Raw genomic sequence first — 20,384 nt, 5'->3', positions numbered from 1 at the left:
GCGCGACGCGCAACGGATCCGGCACGCGCAATGACGGGAGGCGCATCAAAGTGGACGAGATGATCTGTGTCGGCGTTCTGGGTGGCGCCTTCGGCGTGCATGGCGAGGTCCGGCTGAAGAGCTACACCGCCGATCCCGAGGCGATTGCCGATTACGCCCCGCTCACCTCCGAGGACGGCAGCCGCAGCTTCGAGCTGCAGATCACCCGCCCGCTCAAGGGCGGCTTCGCGGCACGGCTTTCGGGTGTGCGCACCAAGGAGGAGGCCGACGCCCTCAAGGGGCTGCAGCTCTTCGCACCGCGCGACCGTCTGCCCGACCTGCCCGACGACGAGTACTATTACACCGACCTGATCGGGCTGACCGTGCTCGACACCGGCGGCGCCGAGATCGGCAAGGTGAAGGCGGTGCTCAACCACGGGGCCTCGGACCTGCTCGAGCTGATCGTGCCCGGCGCCTCGGCCACCGTGCTGCTGCCCTTCACCCGCGAGGTGGTGCCGACGGTCGACCTCGCCTCGGGACGGATCATCGCCGATCCACCCGAAGGGCTGCTTGCGTAAACTCCCCGTACGATACAACCGGAAGCTGAGACTGCCGCGCTCACCGGAAACGAGGTCACGCCGCGCGGCCGATTGTTCATCCAAACGTGAAAAGCAGGCGCGATTGGTGAATTTTGTCCAAAATTCGGCAGCCCTATGTTAGGGTTAATGCTGTGTTTTGAACCGAGGTTTGGTGTTGTGTTTTCGGTAGTTCGGCTCGGCCTGCGGGCGCGCTATGCGCCGGCACTCCTGCTTTCCCTCTGCGCCGCTGTTCTCGTCGCCGCAGCCGCACCCGCGCTGCCGCACGGCACCCTCTACCTGATTGCCGCGCTCTGGATCCTTGCGCTGCTGGCGCTGCTGGCCGCGACCTCGGCGCTGCGCCGGTTCCGTGCGGCGCGGCCGGTGCTGCTGACCCGGCGCGCGCTGCGCCGCCCTCCGTTGCCCCTGCCGCCCCTGCGCCAGATGCGCGCCGAACTGGCGCGGCTGCTGACCAGCCCGGCACCGCGCGGCGCGCTGCCGGAAAGCCCCGAGCATGCAATCCGCCGCATTCTCGAACGCGGTCTCGCCTGCCAGCATGCGCGAACCGTCACAGATCTGTCCCCGCGCGGGCTGACCGAGCTCTGGCTGCTGGCGATGCTACTGCGGGCGACACCCGAGCGTGCCGGCGGGCTCGCCCGCTGTTTCCGCCTGCCGGACATGGTGCTGGACCTGCACGACCGGGTGCGCCAGATCGCCGCCGCGCATGCCGCGGCAACCGCCCCCATGCCCATGGCCCGCTCGGCCTGATCTTCCGCTCCGGCGACACCTCGGCTCCGGCGCTCCGCCGCGATGCCGATACCATGGCTTGAGCCGGGCGCGCTCCGCCGCTAGACGGGGGCGCGACCGTGAGGGGCGCGAAGGACACCTGCCATGACCGACACACCGCAGCGCGCCCTGGGGCGCAAGACCATCCGTCCCAGCCTGACACCGCGGGACCTGATGAGCGAGGCACCGGAGCTCGCCCGCGCCTTCCAGGCGCAGGTGATCACCCTGCTGCCCGACGCCTTCCCCGGCGTGCTGGGCCATTCGCTCACCGGCCGCGCCCTGCAGGACGGGCTCTGGCAGCTCAACACCGTCTCCCTGCGCGAGTTCGGCGAGGGCAAGCACCGCAACGTCGACGACACCCCCGCCGGCGGCGGCGCCGGCATGGTGCTACGCCCCGACGTGATGGGCCAGGCCATCGCACACGCCCGCGCCCGCATGCCCGCTCGCGCCCCGCTGATCTACCTCAGCCCGCGCGGCCGCCGTTTCGACCAGCAGATGGCGCAGCGCCTCGCGCAGGAGCCGGGGGTCACGCTGATATGCGGCCGTTTCGAGGGGCTCGACCAGCGGGTCATCGACCATTACCAGATCATCGAGGTCTCGCTCGGCGATTTCGTCCTCACCGGCGGCGAGATCGCCGCGCAGATTCTGCTCGACGCCACCATCCGGCTGATCCCCGGCGTACTGGGCAACGCCTCCTCGACCGAGGAGGAGAGTTTCTCCAACGGCCTGCTCGAACATCCTCAGTACACCCGCCCCGCCGAATGGCAGGGCCACCGCATCCCCGACGTGCTGCTCTCGGGCAACCACGCCGCGATCGACGCCTGGCGCCGCGAACAGTCCGAAGAGATCACCCGCACCCGCCGTCCCGACCTCTGGGCCGCGCATGAGGCAGCAAAGGGGTCCGGCAAATGAGCGGGATCAGCCTGCGCCGCGCCACCGAGGCGGACGTCCGGATCATCGTCGAAATGCTGGCGGACGATCCGCTGGGTGCCATGCGCGAGGATCTCTCGGAGCCTCTCGCCACGAGCTACCTCGATGCCTTTCGCGCGATTGAGGCGGACCCGAACCAGGTCCTCGCGGTCGCCGAGCGTGATGGCGAGATCATCGGCACGCTGCAGCTCACCTTCATTGCCGGCCTGTCGCGCAAGGGCGCGCTGCGCGGCCAGATCGAGGCCGTGCGCGTTGCGGCACCGGCACGCGGTATCGGGCTGGGCAGCCAGATGATCGACTGGGCGGTCGAAGAGTGCCGCGCCCGCGGATGCGCGACGGTGCAGCTGACTTCCGACGCCAGCCGCACCGATGCGCATCGCTTCTACGAGCGGCTCGGCTTCAAGGCGAGCCACCTGGGCTTCAAGCGCACGCTCTGAGCTCGGCGCACCCGTTTTCACTTGATCCAAGCGCTGTCCCCGCCTATACGGCGCCAATCCGCGACGTCCTTCGGGCGCTCGTGGATTCGTCCGTTCCCGCCTCCCGCGTTTCTTCGGCGCGGCCCGAGCGGTACGGACGCGGCCTATGGCCACCCAGAAGACAAAGATGTTGTTACCTCCGGCGGGCGCTGCGGCGGACCCGGTCGAAGACACGGAGCTCTGAGAACGCGACACCTTCACGGGACAAACCGTGAGCAGATAGGAGAGCGTCAGATGGATCTGATCGCACAGCTCGAGGCGGAGCAAATTGCCGCCCTGGGGAAGACCATCCCCGACTTCAAGCCCGGCGACACCGTGCGCGTCGGCTACAAGGTGACCGAAGGTACGCGTACCCGCGTGCAGAACTACGAAGGCGTCTGCATCAGCCGTAAGAACGGCAAGGGCATCGCCGGCTCGTTCACCGTCCGCAAGATTTCCTTCGGTGAGGGCGTCGAGCGCGTCTTCCCGCTCTATGCCACCAACATCGACTCGATCGAGGTGGTGCGCCGCGGTAAAGTCCGTCGCGCCAAGCTGTACTACCTGCGTTCGCGTCGCGGCAAATCCGCACGTATCGCAGAGCAGACCAACTACAAGCCGCTCGCCGGCGCCGACGCATAAGGAGAGCCGTTATGAAAAAGGGCATCCACCCCGACTATCACGTCATCGACGTCAAGATGACCGACGGCACCGTCTACCAGACCCGTTCGACCTGGGGCAAGGAAGGCGATCAGATGTCGCTCGACATCGACCCGACCGTGCACCCGGCCTGGACCGGTGGCTCGTCGCGCCTGCTCGACGCCGGCGGCCGCGTGTCGAAGTTCAAGAAGAAATACGAAGGCCTGGGCTTCTGATCCCATCCCTTCCGGATTTCGGAAAACGCCGTCCCTCGGGGCGGCGTTTTTCTTTTGCGCCCCAAGTCAATCGCGCTGACCCTGCGACAATGTGATCGGCCCTCCCCCGTCGAACCAAATGCATTCTCATTTTGGAATGTGTATGCTGTTTGCGAATCGAGTTGGGAGGACACCTCGTGGACATTCGCAAGATCACCGACGACATCGCCGCCTCGCCGCAGATCACCGCCGCACACCTGGCCGGGATCGCCGAGGCCGGCTACCGCGCCATCATCTGCAACCGGCCCGACGGCGAGGGCGCGGATCAGCCGAACTTCGAAGAGATCGAGGCCGCCGCGAAACAGGCCGGGCTCGAGGCGCGCTACATCCCCGTCGTCGCCGGCAAGGTGCAGGACGCCGACGCCGTGGCCTTCGGCAAGGCCCTGCGCGAGCTGCCGGGCCCGGTGCTGGCCTACTGCCGCAGCGGCACGCGCTCGGCCACGCTCTGGTCGCTGAGCCAGGCCGGCGGCCTGCCGCCCGCAGATATCCTCGCAGCCACCAAGCAGGCGGGCTACGACATGGCGGGCGTCGTCCGGCGCATCGTCAACGGCGGCAAGACCCCGACCGACACCGGCGATGCGAAGTTCGACGTGGTGGTGGTCGGCGGCGGCGCGGCGGGCATTGCCGTCTCGGCGAGCCTCAAGGCGCGCAAGCCCGAGCTGAACATCGCCCTGCTCGACCCCGCCGACATCCACTACTACCAGCCGGGCTGGACCATGGTCGGCGGCGGCGTCTTCGAACCGCAGACCACCGCCCGCACCATGGGCAGCCTGATCCCGCGCGGCGTGCATTGGATCAAGGCCGCGGTCGCCGCTTTCGAGCCCGCGGACAACGCCGTAATCCTGGATGGCTGCCGTGTGCTGAAATACGACCGGCTGATCGTCTGCCCCGGCCTGAAACTCGACTGGCACAAGGTCGAAGGGCTCGTCGAGACGCTGGGCAAGAACGGCGTCACCTCGAACTACCGCTACGACCTCGCGCCGTATACCTGGGAGCTGGTGAAAGGGCTGAAAAGCGGCCGCGCCGTCTTCACCCAGCCGCCGATGCCGATCAAATGCGCCGGCGCGCCGCAGAAGGCGCTCTACCTTTCGGGCGATCACTGGTTCCGCACCGGGGTGCTGCCGCGCATCGAGATCGAGTTCATGAACGCCGGCGGAGTGCTCTTCGGGGTGAAGGACTACGTTCCCGCGCTGGAAAGCTACATCGAGAAATACCGCGCGAAGCTGAACTTCTTCCACAACCTCGTGGCGGTCGACGGCCCTGCCCGCAAGGCGACCTTCAAGGTCGCCAAGCCCGATACCGAAGCGACCGAGGTGACCGTCGACTTCGACATGATGCACGTCTGCCCGCCGCAGGTCGCGCCCGACTTCATCAAGGTCTCGCCGCTGGCCGATGCCGCGGGCTGGGTGGATGTCGACCAGGGCACCCTGCGCCACAAGAGCTACGACAATATCTGGAGCCTCGGCGACGTTATGAACGCGCCCAATGCCAAGACCGCCGCGGCGGCGCGGATGCAGGCTCCTGTCGTGGCCGAGAACGTGGCGGCGGACATCGACGGCAGGTCGCCCGCCGCGCTCTACAACGGCTACGGTTCCTGCCCGCTGACCGTTGAACGGGGCAAGATCGTGCTCGCCGAGTTCGGCTACGGCGGGGCGCTGCTGCCAAGCTTCCCGAAATGGCTGATCGACGGAACCAAGCCGACGCGTGCCGCCTGGCTGCTCAAGGAGCAGGTCCTGCCACCGGTCTACTGGAAGGCCATGCTGCGCGGGAAGGAGTGGATGGCCAAACCCGAGCCTGTCACGGCGTACTGAAAACCTTTTTCTGGAAATGAAAGGCATGGGCGGACATTGTTCCGCCCATGCTGAATCGCAGGGAACATGAGTTTCGCCCTTCACAAATTCTATTTTCAGAATATATAGACCTCAAATCCCCGACTTTCCCCGGGGACCGCGCAACTCAGGACCTTGCCCCATGCAACTTCCCCGCCTGACCCGCTACCTGCCAATCCTCGACTGGGCGCGCCGCTACGACCGCGACACGGCAACGTCGGACCTCGTGGCCGCCGTCATCGTGACGATCATGCTGATCCCGCAGTCGCTGGCCTATGCCCTGCTGGCCGGGCTGCCCGCCGAGATGGGTCTCTACGCATCGATCCTGCCGCTGGTGGCCTATGCGATCTTCGGTACCAGCCGCGCACTGGCCGTGGGCCCGGTGGCTGTCGTCTCGCTGATGACCGCCGCGGCGATTGGCCAGCTCGGCCTCAGCGATCCGGCACAGATCGCGCTGGCCGCGGTGACGCTGGCCTTCATCTCCGGCGTCTTCCTCGTGGCCATCGGCGTGCTGCGGCTCGGCTTCCTGGCGAACTTCCTCAGCCACCCGGTGATTTCCGGCTTCATCACCGCCTCGGGCGTGCTGATCGCCGCCTCGCAGCTCAAGCATATCTTCGGCATCAGCGCCGAGGGTCACACGCTGGTCGACCTCGTCGCCTCGCTGATCGCCCACCTGCCCGAGACCAACGTCATCACCCTGGCCATCGGCGTCGCCGCCACCGCCTTCCTGTTCTGGGTGCGCAAGGGGCTGAAGCCGCTGCTGCGCAACATGGGCCTCGGCCCGCGCATGGCCGACATCCTTGCCAAGGCCGGTCCCGTCGCCGCCGTCGCGGTGACCACCCTGCTGACCTGGGGGCTGGGGCTGAATGACATGGGCGTGAAGGTTGTCGGCGAGGTGCCCATGGGCCTGCCGCCGTTCTCGGCCCCGTCCTTTGACCTGTCGATGTGGAAGACGCTGCTGATGCCGGCGATCCTGATCTCGATCATCGGCTTCGTGGAATCGGTCTCGGTCGCCCAGACCCTCGCCGCGAAGCGCCGCCAGCGCATCGATCCCGACCAGGAGCTGATCGGCCTCGGCGCCTCGAACATCGGCTCGGCGCTCTCGGGGGGCTTCCCGGTGACCGGCGGCTTCTCGCGCTCGGTGGTGAACTTCGACGCCGGGGCCGAGACTCCCGCCGCGGGCGCCTATACCGCCGTGGGCATCGGCCTCGCCACGCTGGTGCTGACCCCGCTGCTGTTCTTCCTGCCGAAAGCCACGCTGGCCGCCACGATCATCGTCGCCGTACTGAGCCTCGTCGACTTCTCGATCCTCAAGAAGACATGGACCTACTCCAAGGTCGATTTCACCGCCGTCTCAGCCACCATCGTGCTGACCCTGCTGGTCGGGGTCGAGGTCGGTGTCTCGGCGGGCGTGCTGCTGTCGATCCTGCTGCATCTCTACAAGACCTCGAAGCCGCATGTGGCCGAGGTCGGGCTGGTGCCGGGCACGCATCACTTCCGCAATGTGCTGCGCCACGACGTCGAGACCCTGCCCGGCGTGCTCACCCTGCGGGTCGACGAGAGCCTCTACTTCGTCAATGCGCGCTTCCTCGAGGAATACGTGCTGACCCGCGTCGCCGAGTGCCAGAACCTGCGCCACGTGGTGCTGATGTTCCCGGCGGTGAACGAGGTCGACATGAGCGCGCTGGAGACATTGGAAGAGATCAACCGGCGGCTCGAGGAGCAGGGCATCACCCTGCACCTGACCGAGGTGAAGGGGCCGGTGATGGACCGCCTCAAGCGCTCGCACTTCCTGCACGAGCTCTCGGGACAGGTCTTCCTGTCGCAATACGAGGCCTTCTGCGCCCTAAAGGCGGATGCGCCCCTCGGGGCCGAGCAGGAAAGCCTCGCGGCCCAGTAACAGACCCGGCCGGAGCGGGCGCCCGTAGCCCGCTCCGCCATCCATGTTGAGCCGGTTGGCATAGAGCTGCGGCGCGTCGAGCGCGGTGTGGCCATGCACCACCAGCCGCCCCCAGTCGCCCTGCCAGTCGAGGAAGGGCGCGCGGATCCACACCAGGTCATCCTCTTTCTGGTAGTTCAGAAGCACCCCCGGCCGCAGCCCGGCATGCACGAAGATGTGCGCCTCGGTCTCGTGAAAGCGCGGCAGACCCGCGATCCAGTCGCGGTGCGCCTGCGGCACCGCCTCGCGCGCGTCGGCATGGATATCCTCGAGCGCCCGGCCCTCGCGCACGTCCACCCCGTAGGAGGCCAGCGTGCGGGCTCCGCCGAGCGGCGGATCGGTCCAGAGCAGCGGGCGCGACACGTTCGGGTCCATGTAGCGCGGGTTCTCCAGGAAACGCAGCAGGAAGCGGTCATGGTTGCCCATCAGGCAGGTCCAGGGCCTGCCCTCGGCCTGCCCCTGCATCAGCAGGTCGATCACCGCGCGGGAATCCGGACCGCGATCGACATAGTCCCCCAGGAAAACGATCGGCGCGCCGGCGTGTGCGTCGTGGGAAATATAGTCCAGCGCCTCGTGCAGCCGGTCGATCTGGCCGTGGATGTCGCCGATGACAAAGATGGGCATCATGAGAAAGTCCTTTCCGTAAGGTCTACTTGGACTTCGGCAGGGGCCGAGGCAAGGCCCGCGCGCCGCGCGCCCCGCTCAGAGGCTTCGATCCAACGAAAAAGGGGCGCCCCGTGAGGCGCCCCCTGTCTTCTCTGTCCCTGTCGTACCTTCGGCCCAGGGCCTTTCTTTTTAGGCGACGTCGAATTCCAGCGGCTTGACCTGCTGGAACAGGCCAGTGTCGCGCAGCGCCGCGACCACGTCCTCGCCGATTTCCTCGTCGAGATAGGCGATGGCGATGGCTTCGCCGCCTGCGGTCGAGCGGCCGAGCGTGAAGTTCGCCAGGTTGACCTTGTGGTCGCCCAGCATCGAGCCGAGCTTGCCGATGATGCCCGGCACGTCCTCGTTGGTGGTGTAGAGCATGTGCTCGCCCACCTCGGCCTCGATGTTGATGCCCTTGATCTGGATGAAGCGCGGCTTGCCATCCGAGAACACGGTGCCTGCGATCGAGCGCTCGCGCTTCTCGGTCACCACGGTCACCTTGATGTAGCCTTCGAAGGCGCCCGACTGCTCCTGGTTGGTGGTCGAGATCTGGATGCCGCGCTCACGTGCGATCACCGGGGCGGAGACCATGTTCACCTCGGGCGAGATGGTCTTCATGATGCCGGCGATCAGCGAGCAGTTCAGCGCCTCGAGGTTCATCTCGGCAACCGCCCCGTCATAGAGAATGTTGATCGCGGTGACCGCCTCGTCGGTCATCTGGCCGATGAAGTTGCCGAGGTGGCCGGCAAGCTTGATCCATGGGCCCATGACCTTGGCTTCCTCGGCGGTCACCGACGGCATGTTCAGCGCGTTCGACACGGCACCGGTGAGCAGGTAGTCGGCCATCTGCTCGGCCACCTGCAGCGCGACGTTCTCCTGCGCTTCGGTGGTCGAGGCGCCGAGGTGCGGCGTGCAGACCACGTTGGGCAGGTTGAACAGCGGGTTCTCGGTGGCGGGCTCGACGGCGAAGACGTCAAAGGCCGCGCCAGCCACGTGACCGGACTTCAGCAGCTCGGCCAGCGCTTCCTCGTCGACGAGGCCACCGCGGGCACAGTTGATGATCCGCACGCCCTTCTTGGTCTTCGCGAGGTTCTCGCGGCCGAGGATGTTGCGGGTCTGGTCGGTCAGCGGCACGTGCAGCGTGATGAAGTCGGCGCGGGCCAGCAGCTCGTCGAGCTCGACCTTCTCGACACCCATCTTGTCGGCCTTCTCGTGGCTCAGGAAGGGGTCATAGGCCACGACCTTCATCTTCAGGCCGCGGGCGCGGTCGCAGACGATGCCGCCGATGTTGCCGGCACCGATCACGCCGAGGGTCTTGCCGGTCAGCTCCACGCCCATGAACTTCGACTTCTCCCACTTGCCGGCATGGGTCGAGGCGCTGGCCTCGGGCAGCTGGCGGGCGACGGCGAACATCATGGCGATGGCGTGCTCGGCGGTGGTGATCATGTTGCCGAAGGGGGTGTTCATCACGATGACACCCTTTTTCGACGCGGCTTCCTTGTCGATATTGTCGGTGCCGATGCCGGCGCGGCCAACGACCTTGAGGTTGGTCGCGTTCTCGAGGATCGAGGGGGTGACCTTGGTGGCCGAGCGGATGGCGAGACCATCGTAGTCGCCGATCACGGCGGCGAGGGCTTCCTTGTCCTTGCCCAGCTCGGGGCGGAAGTCGACCTCGATGCCGCGATCCTTGAAGATCTGAACGGCGGCGGCGGAAAGCTTGTCGGAGATGAGAACCTTGGGAGCCATGACAGCGGTCCTTTCGGGAAAATCTGGATGCGAGGAGAGACGGGACCGCCCGCGCGGTCCCGCAATTTCGTCAAAACGTGGGGATCAGGCCGTTTCGGCCTGTGCCTCGATCTCGGTCTCGAAGGCCCACTCGAGCCACAGCGTCAGCGCCTCGATGTCGGCGCTTTCGACGGTGGCACCACACCAGATGCGCAGGCCCGCCGGGGCATCGCGATAGGCGCCGATGTCATAGGCGACGTGGTAGGTCTCGAGCTTCTTGGCCACCGCCTTGGCGAAGGCCGCGCCATCCTTGATCCGGTCGTCGGTGAACTTCAGGCACACCGAGGTGTTGGAGCGGGTTGCGTCATCCTCTGCGAGGTTGGCGATCCAGTCGTGACGGTCGCAGAAGTCCCACAGCACCTTGGCGTTGGTGGTGGCGCGCTCCTGCAGCTTCTTCAGGCCGCCGATCTTGCGGGCCCACTCGAGCGCGACGAGGTAATCCTCGACCGCCAGCATCGACGGGGTGTTGATCGTCTCGCCGACGAAGATGCCCTCGATCAGCTTGCCGCCCTTGGTCAGGCGGAAGATCTTCGGCAGCGGCCAGGCGGGGGTGTAGTTTTCCAGGCGCTCCACGGCGCGGGGGCTCAGCACGAGGATGCCGTGGGCCGCTTCGCCGCCCATCACCTTCTGCCAGGAGAAAGTGGTGACGTCGAGCTTGTCCCAGGGCAGGTCCTGCGCGAAGGCGGCCGAGGTCGCATCGCAGATGGTCAGGCCGTCACGGCCGGCGGGGATCGCGTCGCCGTTCGGCACGCGCACGCCGGAGGTGGTGCCGTTCCAGGTGAAGACGACGTCATTGTCGAAGTTCACCGTGGCGAGGTCGACGATCTGGCCGTAGTCGGCGGTCTTCACCTCGGCATCGATCTTCAGCTGCTTCACCACGTCGGTGACCCAGCCGGCGCCGAAGGATTCCCAGGCCAGCATCTCTGCCTTGCGGGCGCCGAGCATCGACCACATCGCCATTTCAACCGCACCGGTGTCGGAGGCGGGGACGATGCCGATCTTGTAGTCGGCGGGAATGTTCAGGATCTCGCGGGTGCCTTCGATGGCAGCCTTCAGCTTGTCCTTGCCGACCTTGGCACGGTGCGAACGACCGAGCGCGGCATCGGACAGCATGTCCAGCGAGAAATGGGGGATCTTGGCACAGGGGCCGGAAGAAAAGCGCGGGTTTGCCGGCCGCGCGGACGGTTGGGGTCTAGCCATGATGTCTCTAACCTTACAGATAGTCGCCCTTCGTTGGGGAAGGGTGTCCCGCTGCTGCATCTATGGGAGTGCCCGGATTCGGGCAAGACGGGAAATGCATCCGCTGCGTCGAATTTTTGTGATTGCTTGCGCGCGATGGAGCAGATCGGAAACTTTCGTATCTGAGGGCCACCTTGTACGGGGGCGCGTCCGCGATGCGCAGCGCGCAGCACCAGCCGGGGTCTGGGGGGCACTGCCCCCGACCGCTGCGCGCCCTCCCCCGGGATATTTGCATCCAGACGAAGGAGGCGCCGCGCGCCCTTTCCCCTCGTTCCTGCCTCGGCTAGGTGTGCTGCACACCAGACCGGGGGACGAGCGATGTTGTGGACCGAGCTTCTTTGCGCCGAACGGCTGAGCGATCCGAGCTACGTCGAGGGGCGCAACCGATCGATCTTCGTGCAGGATCACGACCGCATCGTCTTCTCCGCCCCGTTCCGGCGGCTGGCCAACAAGACCCAGGTGCACCCGCTCTACGAGAACGACCACATCCACCACCGGCTGATCCATTCGGTCGAGGTCGGCTCCGTCGGGCGCTCGCTGGCGATGCACATCGGGCATTGGCTGATCGAACAGGGCGAAATAGGCCCGCATGAGGATCACAGCCTCGCCAATGTCGTGCAGGCCGCCTGCGCGGCGCATGACATCGGCAACCCACCCTTCGGACATTCCGGCGAAGCGTCGATCGGCAGCTGGTTCGCCGAGCGTTTCGACACGGAGCGCGGCCTGTGCGGCGCGCTGGATCCCACGCTGCGCCCCGAGTTCACCGCCTTCGAGGGCAATGCGCAGGGCTTCCGGATCGTCACCCGGCTCGAGATGTACCGCAACGCCGGCGGCATGCGCCTGTCGAAGGCCGTGCTGGGTGCCTTCATGAAGTATCCCGCCACCGCCGCGACCCGCGCGGATCTGCCCGAGACGGTGCGCAAGGGCTACGTGGGGCTGAAGAAGTTCGGGGTCTTCTCTGGCGAAGAGGCGCTCTTTGCCGAGGTCGCGCAGGGTTGCGGCCTGCCCATGGAGCAAAGTGCCTCGGGCCGCTGGTGGCGGCGGCATCCGCTGGTCTTCGTCGTCGAGGCGGCGGACGACATCTGCTACAACATCGTCGACCTCGAGGACGCCTTCACCTCGGGCGACCTGCCCTTCGACGTGGTGCGCGAGGCGCTGAACGAGCTGGCTGGACGGCCCAACCGCGACACCACGGGTTATACCCGGACCGAGGAGATCGCGCTGCTGCGCTCGCTGGCGATTGGCCGGGCCATCGAGGCCTGCGTCGCGGCCTTCCGCGAGAATTATGCCGCGATCATGGACGGCAGCTTTTCCGCCGCGCTGGTCGATGTCTCGGCCTGCGGCGCGAGCTTTGCGCAGATCGGCACCCTGGCGCAGGAGCGTATCTTTACCTCGCGCCGCAAGACCGAGCTGGAAATCTCGGGCCGCCAGGTGATCCGCAACGTGCTGGACGGGGTGCTGCCGGTCTATGAGGCGCTGGCGGCGGCGGGCTGGGACGCCTCGGCGCTGAAGGGGCATCCGGCGCAGATCGCCCGGGCGCTTTCGCTCGACCTGCGCGACATCGACACGCCCGGGGCGGCGCTGCACGGGCTGGCGGATTTCGTCTCGGGGATGACCGACCGCTACGCGCTGTCGGTGTCGCGGATGCTGTCGGGGACCTGAGGGGCGACCGCCGGCGCCGCTCCGGTGCGGGCGCGCTCCCGCGCCGTAAGGCCTTGCAACTTCGTAGCGATCGCTGCGCGCCTCTCTCCTCGGGGCATTTTCATCATGTGGGCGATCATAAGGCAGTGAGTTGCACGGCAGATCTTGATTTGTGACCACATCGGGCGCAGCTTTGGAGAATGAACAGCCTGACACCTTTTCCGGGACAGGGCAGCGATGTGGTTGCCTTTCACCGGACCGAGCTGAACGTGATCTTCTCGCTCTATGGCCGCATGGTGGCGGCCGGGGAATGGCGGGATTATGGGATCTCTTCGCTCAGAGACGTGGCGGTGTTTTCCGTCTTCCGGCGCACCGCCGAACACCCCCTCTACCGCATCGAGAAACGCCCCAAGCTGCGCAACCGGCAGGGCGAATACGCGGTGATCACCATGGAGGGGCAGATCCTCAAGCGGGGGCACGACCTGAAGACCGTGTTGCGCGTGCTGGAACGTAAGCTGATCCGCGCCGTGGAGTGATCCGCGCGGCGTGACCGCGCGGACCGGCAACCTCACTTGCCCTGGCTGACCATGCCCCGGCCGACCATGGCGCAGAGCAGTTCGAACATAATCGTCACGCCCAGGAAGGCGGTGCCGCCCGAGCTGTCGAAGGGCGGCGAGACCTCGACGAGGTCGGCGCCCACGATGTTCAGCCCCATCAGCTCGCGCACCACCTGCAGCGCCTGGTAGGAGTTCGGTCCGCCAATTTCCGGCGTGCCGGTGCCCGGCGCGAAGGTGGGATCGACGAAATCAATGTCATAGCTGACGTAGGTCGGCTCGGTGCCGACGATCTCGCGCGCCTCGGCCATCACGTCGGCCACACCCCGGGCGTGGAACTCCTCGATCGGGATGATCCGGATGCCTTCGGCCCTGGCGAAGTCGCGGTCCTCGTGGTCGTACATCGGGCCGCGGATGCCGATCTGCACGATGCGCTTGGGGTCGAGCAGCCCCTCTTCCACCGCGCGGCGGAAGGGCGTGCCATGGGTGTACTTGAAGCCGCCGAAGTAGCTGTCCCAGAGGTCGGTGTGGCTGTCGAAATGCACCATGCCGAGCGGCTTTGCCTTGCCGAGCGCGCGCAGCACCGGCAGCGAACAGAGGTGGTCACCGCCGCCCGTGAGCGGGCGGATGCCCGCCGCCACGATCTTGTCGTAGAAGGCGGTGATCCGCGCCATGCTGTCCTGGATGTCGGCGGGGTTCGGGGCGACGTCGCCGAGATCGGCGCAGGCCGCAGCCTCGAAAGGGCGGATGTCGAAATGCCCGTGCTCGGCACGGATCATCGTCGAGGCGTCGCGCAGCTGGCGCGGGCCGTGGCGCGGGCCGGGGCGGTTTGTGGTGCCACTGTCCCAGGGCACGCCGACGAGGCCGATCTCGACCTCTTCGAAACGCGCGTGATCCGGCTGCACCAGCGGCAGCCGCATGAAGGTGGGGATGCCGGCGTAGCGCGGCAGCTCCATGCCCGAGACGGGGTGAAAGAAGGGATCGCTGGTCATGTCAGGCTCCGGTCGGGGTCAGGCGGGCGTGGCGGGTGACGCGGCCGTCGCCCTGCGTCTCGATGCGGGCCAGCGCCTCGGCCAGCGGCTCGAAGGCGACGGCCATGTGGAAGGCATTGGCGTGCAGCAGCGTCTCGGGATCGGCGACCCAGGCGACATGCCCCTTCCAGAACAGCAGATCGCCGCGTTTCGGCGGGGTGTCCGGGGCGAGGGTCTCGCCAAGGGCCTGCTCCTGCAGGTCACTGTCGCCCGGGCAGTTGATGCCACAGGCGAGCAGACCCGCCTGTACCAGCCCCGAACAATCGATGCCCATCGCCGAGTTCCCGCCCCAGAGGTAGGGCGTGCCGAGCAGCCGTTCCGACACTGCGACCGGGTCCGGCTCCGGGCGGTCGAGCGGCAGCAGGTGGCCGGCGGGGACGAAGCCCGTCTCGGTCTCGAGGAAGCTGCCGGTCTGGCCGGTCACGCAGAGCCGCGCGCCGAGGGTCAGGAAGGCGCGGTCGGGCGTCTTGAGATTGGCCTCGGCGTAGGCATGGGTGGCGCGGGTCGCGACGCGGTGGGTCGGCGCGGTACGCGGCCCCAGCGCCTCCTCCGAGACATAGCCCACGAATCCATCCGCCTCCGCCTGCACGAAGGCCCAGCCCTCGTGCCGCTCGTAGACGGTGACGGCGGCGCCATAGGTCAGCTGCCGATCACGCGCGCCATCGGGGGATTTGAGCAGGTCGGCGACATCGGCGCTGACCGAGGCCGACTCGCCCTCGGTGAAATACTGCGCCTCGACCTGCCCTTGCAGATGCGCGGCAGCGACACGGCCATTGGCGGGGATGAGACGTCGATCCATCGAAACGGCGTCCCTCACAGGCCCAGCACCTGCGGCAGCGCGCCGAGGATGGCGCGGGGCCCCTGCCCGACGCCGCCCTTCGGACGTGCCGGGGCGGGCGCCGGGTTCCAGGCGTAGATGTCGAAATGGGCGTAAGGGGTCTCGGTCACGAAGCGGCGCAGGAAAAGCGCCGCGGTGATCGAGCCCGCCATGCCGCCCGCCGGGGCGTTGTCGAGGTCGGCGATGCCGGGCTCGATCCTGTCCTCGTAGGGCTCCCAGAACGGCAGGCGCCAGACCGGGTCCGCCGCCGGGCCGCTGGCCTTGGTGAGCGCGTCCGCAAAGCCCTCGTCATCGGTGTAGAAAGGCGCGAGATCGGGGCCGACCGCGACCCGGGCGGCGCCGGTGAGCGTTGCCATCGACAGGATGAAGTCGGGCTTCTCCTCGTCCGCCAGCGCCAGCGCATCGGCCAGCACCAGCCGCCCCTCTGCGTCGGTGTTGTTGATCTCAACCGTCAGGCCCTTGCGCGAGGTGAGGACGTCCTGCGGGCGGAAGGCGTTCCCGCTGACCGAGTTCTCCACCGCCGGGATCAGCACGCGCAGCTGCACCTTCAGCTCCAGCGCCATGATCATCCGGGCGAGGCCCAGCACGTTGGCAGCGCCCCCCATGTCCTTCTTCATCAGCCCCATGGAGCTGCCGGGCTTGAGGTTGAGGCCGCCGGTGTCGAAGCAGACGCCCTTGCCGACCAGTGTCAGCCTCGGGCCGGTGCTGCCCCAGCGCATGTCGATCAGCCGCGGCGCGCGCGGGCTGGCGCGCCCCACCGCGTGGATCATCGGGAAGTTCTTCTCCAGCAGCGCCTCGCCGGTGGTGACCTCGATCTCGGCCTCGAACTCGGAGGCAAGGCTGCGCGCGGCGGCTTCGAGCTGCTCCGGCCCCATGTCCGACGCCGGGGTGTTCACCAGATCACGGGTCAGCGCCTCGGCGGCGGCCAGCACTTCGACCTTCGCGGCATCGACCCGCTCGGGCGCGATCAGGCGCGGCATCTCGGGCGCCTCGCCAGCGTAGCGGGTGAAGCGATAGCCGGCGAGGAGCCAGCCGAGCGCCTCTTCCTCGGCGGCGGCGGCGGGCAGGCCGGAGGCGATACGATAGCTGCCGCGGGCCAGGCGCGCGACGCCGGCGGCCAGCGCGAAACGGTTGCGGCGTCGGCGCGCGGCGGTGCCGTAACCGATCAGCGCCGCCTCGGGGGCTCCGCTTTCACCGGGAATCATCACCGCGTTGCCGATCTCGCCCGCGAAGCCGCTGGCCTCCACCCAGGTGCGCACGCTTGCGGGCTGCTCCGAAAGCCAGCCCTGCAGGGCGTCGGGCTCGATCACATGCAGCGGCAGGGCCGCGGCGTCGGCGGGAGCGAAAGTCAGGTTCATGGGGGTCCCCTTGGTCGGTTTGGGCAGAGCCTATCCGAGCCAGCGGCACCCGCAAGGGGGCGGCCGTCGGGTCACCAGCCACGATCACCTTCGCGCAGACGCGCCGACGAGGCCGTGTCTTGACGGGCGACGACAGGCCCCGCAAGCCGTCAATCACCCGGGTCTTCCATGTCCCATATGGCATAGAGCGAGCGCTCTCCGACTCGGCCGAGCCGTGCGACGGTTGCCGCGAGGGCCACCGGATCGCCGTGGTCCAGGCAGGTCAGCACATCGCCGCAAATCCGCGTGACCGAGCTCATCCCGAGGCACGCCGCGATGCCGCCGAGCTCGCGCGCGTGGCGGCGTGTTTCCGGCCAGCCCCCCTGTGCGTGACAGCGGTCGAGCTCCCCAAGCCGGAAGGCCAGCTCTTCCATTGCGCGGCAGAGCGCGTTTTCCGCCTCGGACGGGCCGAGGCGGGCGAAGATGTCCACGAGCGGCTGCGGGTCCAGCCCCGCCTTCTCGAAAGGTGCGAGCACGGCAATCCGGGGTATCGCCATGGCGGCGGCCGGGCCGGAGGTCAGCGAGTTGGTCACCGCCCTCTCCTCTTACTGCGCCCCCACGGCGCCACCCTGATAGCGCTCCGGGGTTCCCAAAAGGTTAGATCATGGTGTTTCTTCTCTCGAATTCCGCGACAATCCCGCGTATTGGAGCGAAGGCTTCAAGTTGCTTGGAGGATCGAGATGCACAACGCCAAACCGCTACCCTCTTACCTGGTCCAGAGGTTCCAGGGCTGGAAGGCGACCAGCTATGCCGAAAATTCCGCGTGGTACCGACGCCTCGCGTCAGAGGGTCAGCACCCGCGCGCCATGATCATCTCGTGCTGCGACAGCCGAGTGCACGTCACCTCGATCTTCGGGGCCGACACCGGCGAGTTCTTCATTCACCGCAACATCGCCAACCTCGTACCGCCTTACCAGCCCGACGGGCAGCAGCACGGTACCTCGGCGGCGGTCGAATACGCGGTGACCGCGCTCAAGGTCGCCCATGTCATCGTCATGGGCCATTCCAGCTGCGGCGGCGTGAAGGGCTGCCTCGACATGTGCTCGGGCAATGCGCCCCAGCTCGAGGAGAAGTCGAGCTTCGTCGGTCGCTGGATGGACATCCTGCGCCCCGGCTACGAACGCGTGGTTGAACGCAAGCCCGACGACATGGCCCGCGCGCTGGAAAAGGAATCGGTGCTGGTCTCGCTCGAGAACCTGATGACCTTCCCATTCGTGCGTGCGGCGGTCGAATCGCAGGACCTGTCGATCCACGGTCTCTGGCACGACATCGGCAGCGGGTCGCTGGAATGCTACGACCCGAAAGCCGGCGGCTACCAGGTGGTCTGAACCTGCCCGCCTCAGCCGTGTAGCTGCGCACTCAGCCCGTCGCGGCTGAGTCGCAGCGCCGGACGCCCGAGCCGCGCCGCAAGAGCCCGCAGGGGCGCGCCGAGGCTGCGCCCCGTACAAATCTCGTCGCCGCTGTCGAGCCGGTTGAGAATCATCCGGCCGGCCCGAAAGCCGAGTCCGAAGCCCTTCTCGCCGAGACGGCGGACAAGATCAGCCCAGCTCGACGCCGCCTCGATCTGCGGCAGCACCACCATGCGGAGCAGCGCGGCGGTCTCGGAATCGAGCTCTGTCGGCAGGGAGCCCGGCGCAAGCGGCGCGCGGGAGGACTGATCGCGCGAGGGATGGAGTGGGGAGATTGGCGAAGAGTCGCCGAAAAACGGCCCGGCCAACGCGGCGGAACGATCAACACTATCCATTGTTCAAATCTCGTCCATACTGAAAACATCCCGATCTTAGCATGGTTTGCCATGGAAACGGATCACGTTTGACGACCGGGTGTCACGCGCCGCGATTGAGCGGAGTGACACCGGGCAGGCACGACGCGGCCTGCGAAACGGCGGGTTTGGATGACAACCGCCCTGAAACACGACCGGAAGACCTCCGGCACAAAAACCAGCGGGGCCCGCGACCACCCGACCACGCGCCCCGCCATTACTGGTACACCACTCACTCTCCGAAACGCTCGGAGACCCTCGCGCCCATGTCGGCACTCAAAACAACACCGCCGACGAAACTCAACGCGACACGAGGGTCGTTGGGGGCTCGAAACTCCCCGCCCCCGGGGGATAATTGGCCTGATTACGGGGCGACAACAGGTCGCCGAGGCGGCACTCGTGAAACTCCTGTGCCCCTCAGGACGGCAGGCGGAAGCTGCGCAGCAGTCGCGCCATCAGGGTGGGCATCGGACGGCTCCGCCGGCTCAGCAGGGACATGTCGCGGGCGGCAACGGCAACGATGCGGCGGCCCCGGGCGATGTCTGCGAGATCAATGGTCATGTCGGCACTCCTTGAACTGGTTGCGCCTTCTGGCGGATGCGGCGGGAACCGTCGCGGTTGATGCATCTTTTCTACCAGTGGCTGAATTGTCCGCCCATCCTGACGGCGGAGTAGGTGCCGCTCCCAGTGGGCGAGGCCCACCTATCCCAATGGATGGGGTGCGATCCGAATTTCTAAGAAAGCATTAAAACTAAGAGAAAAACCCGCCCCCTCTCGGGGACGGGCATTAACGAACACTTCGTTATTTGGGTCAGGCTCAGCCCTTCTTGAGCGCCTTCTGCCCGAGCACCTCTGCAATCTGCACGGCATTGAGCGCCGCGCCCTTGCGCAGGTTGTCCGACACGCACCACAGGTTCAGACCGTTCTCGATGGTCGGGTCCTGGCGGATGCGGCTGATGAAGGTGGCGAAATCGCCGACGCATTCCTTCGGCGTGATGTAGCCGCCATCCTCGCGCTTATCGACGACCATGATGCCCGGCGCCTCGCGCAGGATGTCACGTGCCTCGTCCTCGTCGAGGAAATCCTCGAACTCGATGTTGATCGCTTCCGAGTGGCCGACGAAGACCGGCACGCGCACGCAGGTCGCGGTGAGCTTGATCGACGGATCGACGATCTTCTTGGTCTCGGCGACCATCTTCCACTCTTCCTTGGTCGAGCCGTCTTCCATGAAGACGTCGATGTGCGGAATGACGTTGAAGGCGATTTCCTTGGGGTACTTCTTCGGCGGCACCTCGGAGACCGGGTTGTAGACCGCCTTGGTCTGATCCCAGAGCTCGTCCATGCCTTCCTTGCCCGAGCCCGAGACCGACTGGTAGGTCGACACGACGACGCGCTTGATCTTGGCGCGGTCGTGCAGCGGCTTGAGCGCCACGACCATCTGAGCGGTCGAGCAGTTCGGGTTCGCGATGATGTTCTTCTTGGTGTAGCCCATCACCGCGTCGGCGTTCACTTCCGGCACGATCAGCGGAACGTCCGGGTCGTAGCGGTAGAGCGAGCTGTTGTCGATCACCACGCAGCCCGCCGCAGCGGCCTTGGGCGCGAACTCCTTGGTCGGGCCCGACCCGACGGCAAAGAGCGCCATGTCCCAGCCGGTGAAGTCGAAAGTGGCGAGATCCTGGGTCTTGAGTGTCTTGTCGCCGAAGCTCACCTCGGTTCCGAGAGATTTTCGCGACGCAAGCACGGCGATCTCATCAACCGGGAACTCGCGCTCGGCGAGGATGTTCAGCATTTCGCGGCCCACGTTCCCCGTGGCACCGGCAACAACGACCTTGTAGCCCATGGTTCTGGCTCTCCTTCCTGGATGCTGCGCGCGGGTGGATCCCGCCTTGCAGGCTGGCGCGCGTCATATCCCATGCGAGGTATATCCGGAAGGGCTGTTTTCCAGTGTTTCCTGGCGCCGAACAGCCGTCTGCTGCGAAATAACCACGGTTCCGGCAAACTTTGCCTCAAAACCCCGGAAAGCAGGGCGTTTTCCTTCTCGAACGCCATTTTTCGTGGCATTGAAATCGCATTGTTTGGAAGAAATCC

21 protein-coding genes are annotated in these 20,384 nt (G+C 66.8%); 11 read left to right on the top strand and 10 right to left on the bottom strand.

Translation table 11 applies throughout. From position 1 onward, the window contains the following. Window positions 1-50 precede the first annotated feature (50 nt). The 8 genes from rimM (at window position 51) to LC039_RS15470 (ending at window position 7,365) form a co-directional block, all read left to right on the top strand. Window positions 51-557 (top strand): ribosome maturation factor RimM, encoded by a 507-nt coding sequence (rimM, locus tag LC039_RS15505; protein ID WP_226626022.1) that lies wholly within the window; start codon window positions 51-53, stop codon window positions 555-557. Window positions 558-734: 177 nt separating this feature from the next. After that, entirely contained in the window at window positions 735-1,322 is a 588-nt protein-coding gene (locus tag LC039_RS15500) for a hypothetical protein (RefSeq protein ID WP_226626019.1), read from the top strand. A gap of 123 nt (window positions 1,323-1,445) precedes the next feature. Then, complete coding sequence (gene trmD, locus LC039_RS15495) at window positions 1,446-2,252, top strand: tRNA (guanosine(37)-N1)-methyltransferase TrmD (protein ID WP_226626016.1); 807 nt, start codon at window positions 1,446-1,448, stop codon at window positions 2,250-2,252. Beyond that, window positions 2,249-2,707, top strand: a complete 459-nt coding sequence (locus LC039_RS15490) for a GNAT family N-acetyltransferase (protein WP_226626014.1) — start codon at window positions 2,249-2,251, stop codon at window positions 2,705-2,707. Before trmD ends, LC039_RS15490 begins: the two co-directional genes overlap by 4 nt. 273 nt (window positions 2,708-2,980) lie before the next feature. Continuing rightward, a complete protein-coding gene (rplS, locus tag LC039_RS15485) occupies window positions 2,981-3,364 on the top strand; it encodes a 50S ribosomal protein L19 (protein ID WP_095883016.1) in 384 nt (127 codons plus the stop codon). An 11-nt stretch (window positions 3,365-3,375) separates the two neighbouring features. Further along, complete coding sequence (gene rpmE / locus LC039_RS15480) at window positions 3,376-3,597, top strand: 50S ribosomal protein L31 (RefSeq protein ID WP_066103860.1); 222 nt, start codon at window positions 3,376-3,378, stop codon at window positions 3,595-3,597. A gap of 176 nt (window positions 3,598-3,773) precedes the next feature. After that, window positions 3,774-5,447, top strand: a complete 1,674-nt coding sequence (locus LC039_RS15475) for a TIGR01244 family sulfur transferase (RefSeq protein ID WP_226626012.1) — start codon at window positions 3,774-3,776, stop codon at window positions 5,445-5,447. Between the two features lie 160 nt (window positions 5,448-5,607). Beyond that, entirely contained in the window at window positions 5,608-7,365 is a 1,758-nt protein-coding gene (locus LC039_RS15470) for a SulP family inorganic anion transporter (RefSeq protein WP_226626010.1), read from the top strand. Here the strand turns inward: LC039_RS15470 and LC039_RS15465 are convergent. From LC039_RS15465 to LC039_RS15455, 3 genes are all read right to left on the bottom strand, one after another. Beyond that, window positions 7,312-8,028 carry a metallophosphoesterase gene (locus LC039_RS15465; protein ID WP_319003723.1) on the bottom strand — a complete coding sequence of 239 codons (717 nt, stop codon included), beginning with the start codon at window positions 8,026-8,028 and terminating at the stop codon, window positions 7,312-7,314. The two genes, LC039_RS15470 and LC039_RS15465, sit on opposite strands and share 54 nt — an antisense overlap. 171 nt (window positions 8,029-8,199) lie before the next feature. Then, entirely contained in the window at window positions 8,200-9,795 is a 1,596-nt protein-coding gene (serA, locus tag LC039_RS15460; RefSeq protein ID WP_226626006.1) for a phosphoglycerate dehydrogenase, read from the bottom strand. A gap of 84 nt (window positions 9,796-9,879) precedes the next feature. Further along, window positions 9,880-11,034: a phosphoserine transaminase gene (locus LC039_RS15455; RefSeq protein ID WP_226626004.1), complete on the bottom strand. Its 1,155-nt coding sequence runs from the start codon at window positions 11,032-11,034 to the stop codon at window positions 9,880-9,882. A gap of 357 nt (window positions 11,035-11,391) precedes the next feature. Between LC039_RS15455 and dgt the strand changes: the two genes are divergently transcribed. Both dgt and LC039_RS15445 read left to right on the top strand, forming a co-directional pair. Beyond that, on the top strand, window positions 11,392-12,735 hold the full coding sequence (gene dgt / locus LC039_RS15450) for a dGTP triphosphohydrolase (RefSeq protein WP_226626003.1): 1,344 nt from the start codon (window positions 11,392-11,394) through the stop codon (window positions 12,733-12,735). 179 nt (window positions 12,736-12,914) lie between these two features. Further along, window positions 12,915-13,250, top strand: a complete 336-nt coding sequence (locus LC039_RS15445; protein WP_226626000.1) for a DUF2794 domain-containing protein — start codon at window positions 12,915-12,917, stop codon at window positions 13,248-13,250. Window positions 13,251-13,282: 32 nt separating this feature from the next. Here LC039_RS15445 and speB read toward each other — a convergent pair whose 3' ends face one another. The 4 genes from speB to LC039_RS15425 form a co-directional block, all read right to left on the bottom strand. Next, window positions 13,283-14,260, bottom strand: coding sequence for an agmatinase (gene speB / locus LC039_RS15440; RefSeq protein ID WP_226625997.1), 978 nt, complete (start codon window positions 14,258-14,260; stop codon window positions 13,283-13,285). A 1-nt stretch (window position 14,261) separates the two neighbouring features. Beyond that, window positions 14,262-15,098, bottom strand: coding sequence for a C40 family peptidase (locus LC039_RS15435; RefSeq protein ID WP_226625994.1), 837 nt, complete (start codon window positions 15,096-15,098; stop codon window positions 14,262-14,264). Window positions 15,099-15,112: 14 nt separating this feature from the next. Then, window positions 15,113-16,495, bottom strand: coding sequence for a leucyl aminopeptidase family protein (locus tag LC039_RS15430; protein ID WP_226625992.1), 1,383 nt, complete (start codon window positions 16,493-16,495; stop codon window positions 15,113-15,115). 149 nt (window positions 16,496-16,644) lie between these two features. After that, window positions 16,645-17,067 carry a hypothetical protein gene (locus tag LC039_RS15425; RefSeq protein ID WP_226625989.1) on the bottom strand — a complete coding sequence of 141 codons (423 nt, stop codon included), beginning with the start codon at window positions 17,065-17,067 and terminating at the stop codon, window positions 16,645-16,647. Window positions 17,068-17,214: 147 nt separating this feature from the next. On the opposite strand from LC039_RS15425, the gene LC039_RS15420 reads away from it, so the two are divergent. Next, window positions 17,215-17,862, top strand: a complete 648-nt coding sequence (locus LC039_RS15420; RefSeq protein ID WP_226625987.1) for a carbonic anhydrase — start codon at window positions 17,215-17,217, stop codon at window positions 17,860-17,862. Window positions 17,863-17,873: 11 nt separating this feature from the next. On the opposite strand, the gene LC039_RS15415 is transcribed toward LC039_RS15420, so the two are convergent. The 3 genes from LC039_RS15415 to LC039_RS15405 form a co-directional block, all read right to left on the bottom strand. After that, on the bottom strand, window positions 17,874-18,116 hold the full coding sequence (locus LC039_RS15415; RefSeq protein ID WP_226625985.1) for a hypothetical protein: 243 nt from the start codon (window positions 18,114-18,116) through the stop codon (window positions 17,874-17,876). A gap of 597 nt (window positions 18,117-18,713) precedes the next feature. After that, window positions 18,714-18,857, bottom strand: a complete 144-nt coding sequence (locus tag LC039_RS15410; RefSeq protein ID WP_226625983.1) for a hypothetical protein — start codon at window positions 18,855-18,857, stop codon at window positions 18,714-18,716. 256 nt (window positions 18,858-19,113) lie between these two features. Beyond that, window positions 19,114-20,136 carry an aspartate-semialdehyde dehydrogenase gene (locus LC039_RS15405; RefSeq protein WP_226625982.1) on the bottom strand — a complete coding sequence of 341 codons (1,023 nt, stop codon included), beginning with the start codon at window positions 20,134-20,136 and terminating at the stop codon, window positions 19,114-19,116. Window positions 20,137-20,384 lie beyond the last annotated feature (248 nt).

The organism is Alloyangia pacifica (assembly GCF_020524285.1).
GTDB lineage: Bacteria > Pseudomonadota > Alphaproteobacteria > Rhodobacterales > Rhodobacteraceae > Salipiger > Salipiger pacificus_B.
This window is presented reverse-complemented; position numbering and strand designations above follow the sequence as displayed.

What these genes read in the sequence shown, in the direction of transcription:
- trmD (WP_226626016.1), top strand. Translation starts at nt 1,446, where the DNA reads ATGACCGACACACCGCAGCGCGCCCTGGGGCGCAAGACCATCCGTCCC.
- dgt (WP_226626003.1), top strand. Translation starts at nt 11,392, where the DNA reads ATGTTGTGGACCGAGCTTCTTTGCGCCGAACGGCTGAGCGATCCGAGC.
- LC039_RS15455 (WP_226626004.1), bottom strand. Translation starts at nt 11,034, where the DNA reads ATGGCTAGACCCCAACCGTCCGCGCGGCCGGCAAACCCGCGCTTTTCT.
- LC039_RS15415 (WP_226625985.1), bottom strand. Translation starts at nt 18,116, where the DNA reads ATGGTGGTGCTGCCGCAGATCGAGGCGGCGTCGAGCTGGGCTGATCTT.
- LC039_RS15405 (WP_226625982.1), bottom strand. Translation starts at nt 20,136, where the DNA reads ATGGGCTACAAGGTCGTTGTTGCCGGTGCCACGGGGAACGTGGGCCGC.
- LC039_RS15445 (WP_226626000.1), top strand. Translation starts at nt 12,915, where the DNA reads ATGAACAGCCTGACACCTTTTCCGGGACAGGGCAGCGATGTGGTTGCC.
- LC039_RS15435 (WP_226625994.1), bottom strand. Translation starts at nt 15,098, where the DNA reads ATGGATCGACGTCTCATCCCCGCCAATGGCCGTGTCGCTGCCGCGCAT.
- LC039_RS15465 (WP_319003723.1), bottom strand. Translation starts at nt 8,028, where the DNA reads ATGCCCATCTTTGTCATCGGCGACATCCACGGCCAGATCGACCGGCTG.
- LC039_RS15410 (WP_226625983.1), bottom strand. Translation starts at nt 18,857, where the DNA reads ATGACCATTGATCTCGCAGACATCGCCCGGGGCCGCCGCATCGTTGCC.
- serA (WP_226626006.1), bottom strand. Translation starts at nt 9,795, where the DNA reads ATGGCTCCCAAGGTTCTCATCTCCGACAAGCTTTCCGCCGCCGCCGTT.
- LC039_RS15430 (WP_226625992.1), bottom strand. Translation starts at nt 16,495, where the DNA reads ATGAACCTGACTTTCGCTCCCGCCGACGCCGCGGCCCTGCCGCTGCAT.
- LC039_RS15470 (WP_226626010.1), top strand. Translation starts at nt 5,608, where the DNA reads ATGCAACTTCCCCGCCTGACCCGCTACCTGCCAATCCTCGACTGGGCG.
- LC039_RS15490 (WP_226626014.1), top strand. Translation starts at nt 2,249, where the DNA reads ATGAGCGGGATCAGCCTGCGCCGCGCCACCGAGGCGGACGTCCGGATC.
- rpmE (WP_066103860.1), top strand. Translation starts at nt 3,376, where the DNA reads ATGAAAAAGGGCATCCACCCCGACTATCACGTCATCGACGTCAAGATG.
- LC039_RS15420 (WP_226625987.1), top strand. Translation starts at nt 17,215, where the DNA reads ATGCACAACGCCAAACCGCTACCCTCTTACCTGGTCCAGAGGTTCCAG.
- rplS (WP_095883016.1), top strand. Translation starts at nt 2,981, where the DNA reads ATGGATCTGATCGCACAGCTCGAGGCGGAGCAAATTGCCGCCCTGGGG.
- speB (WP_226625997.1), bottom strand. Translation starts at nt 14,260, where the DNA reads ATGACCAGCGATCCCTTCTTTCACCCCGTCTCGGGCATGGAGCTGCCG.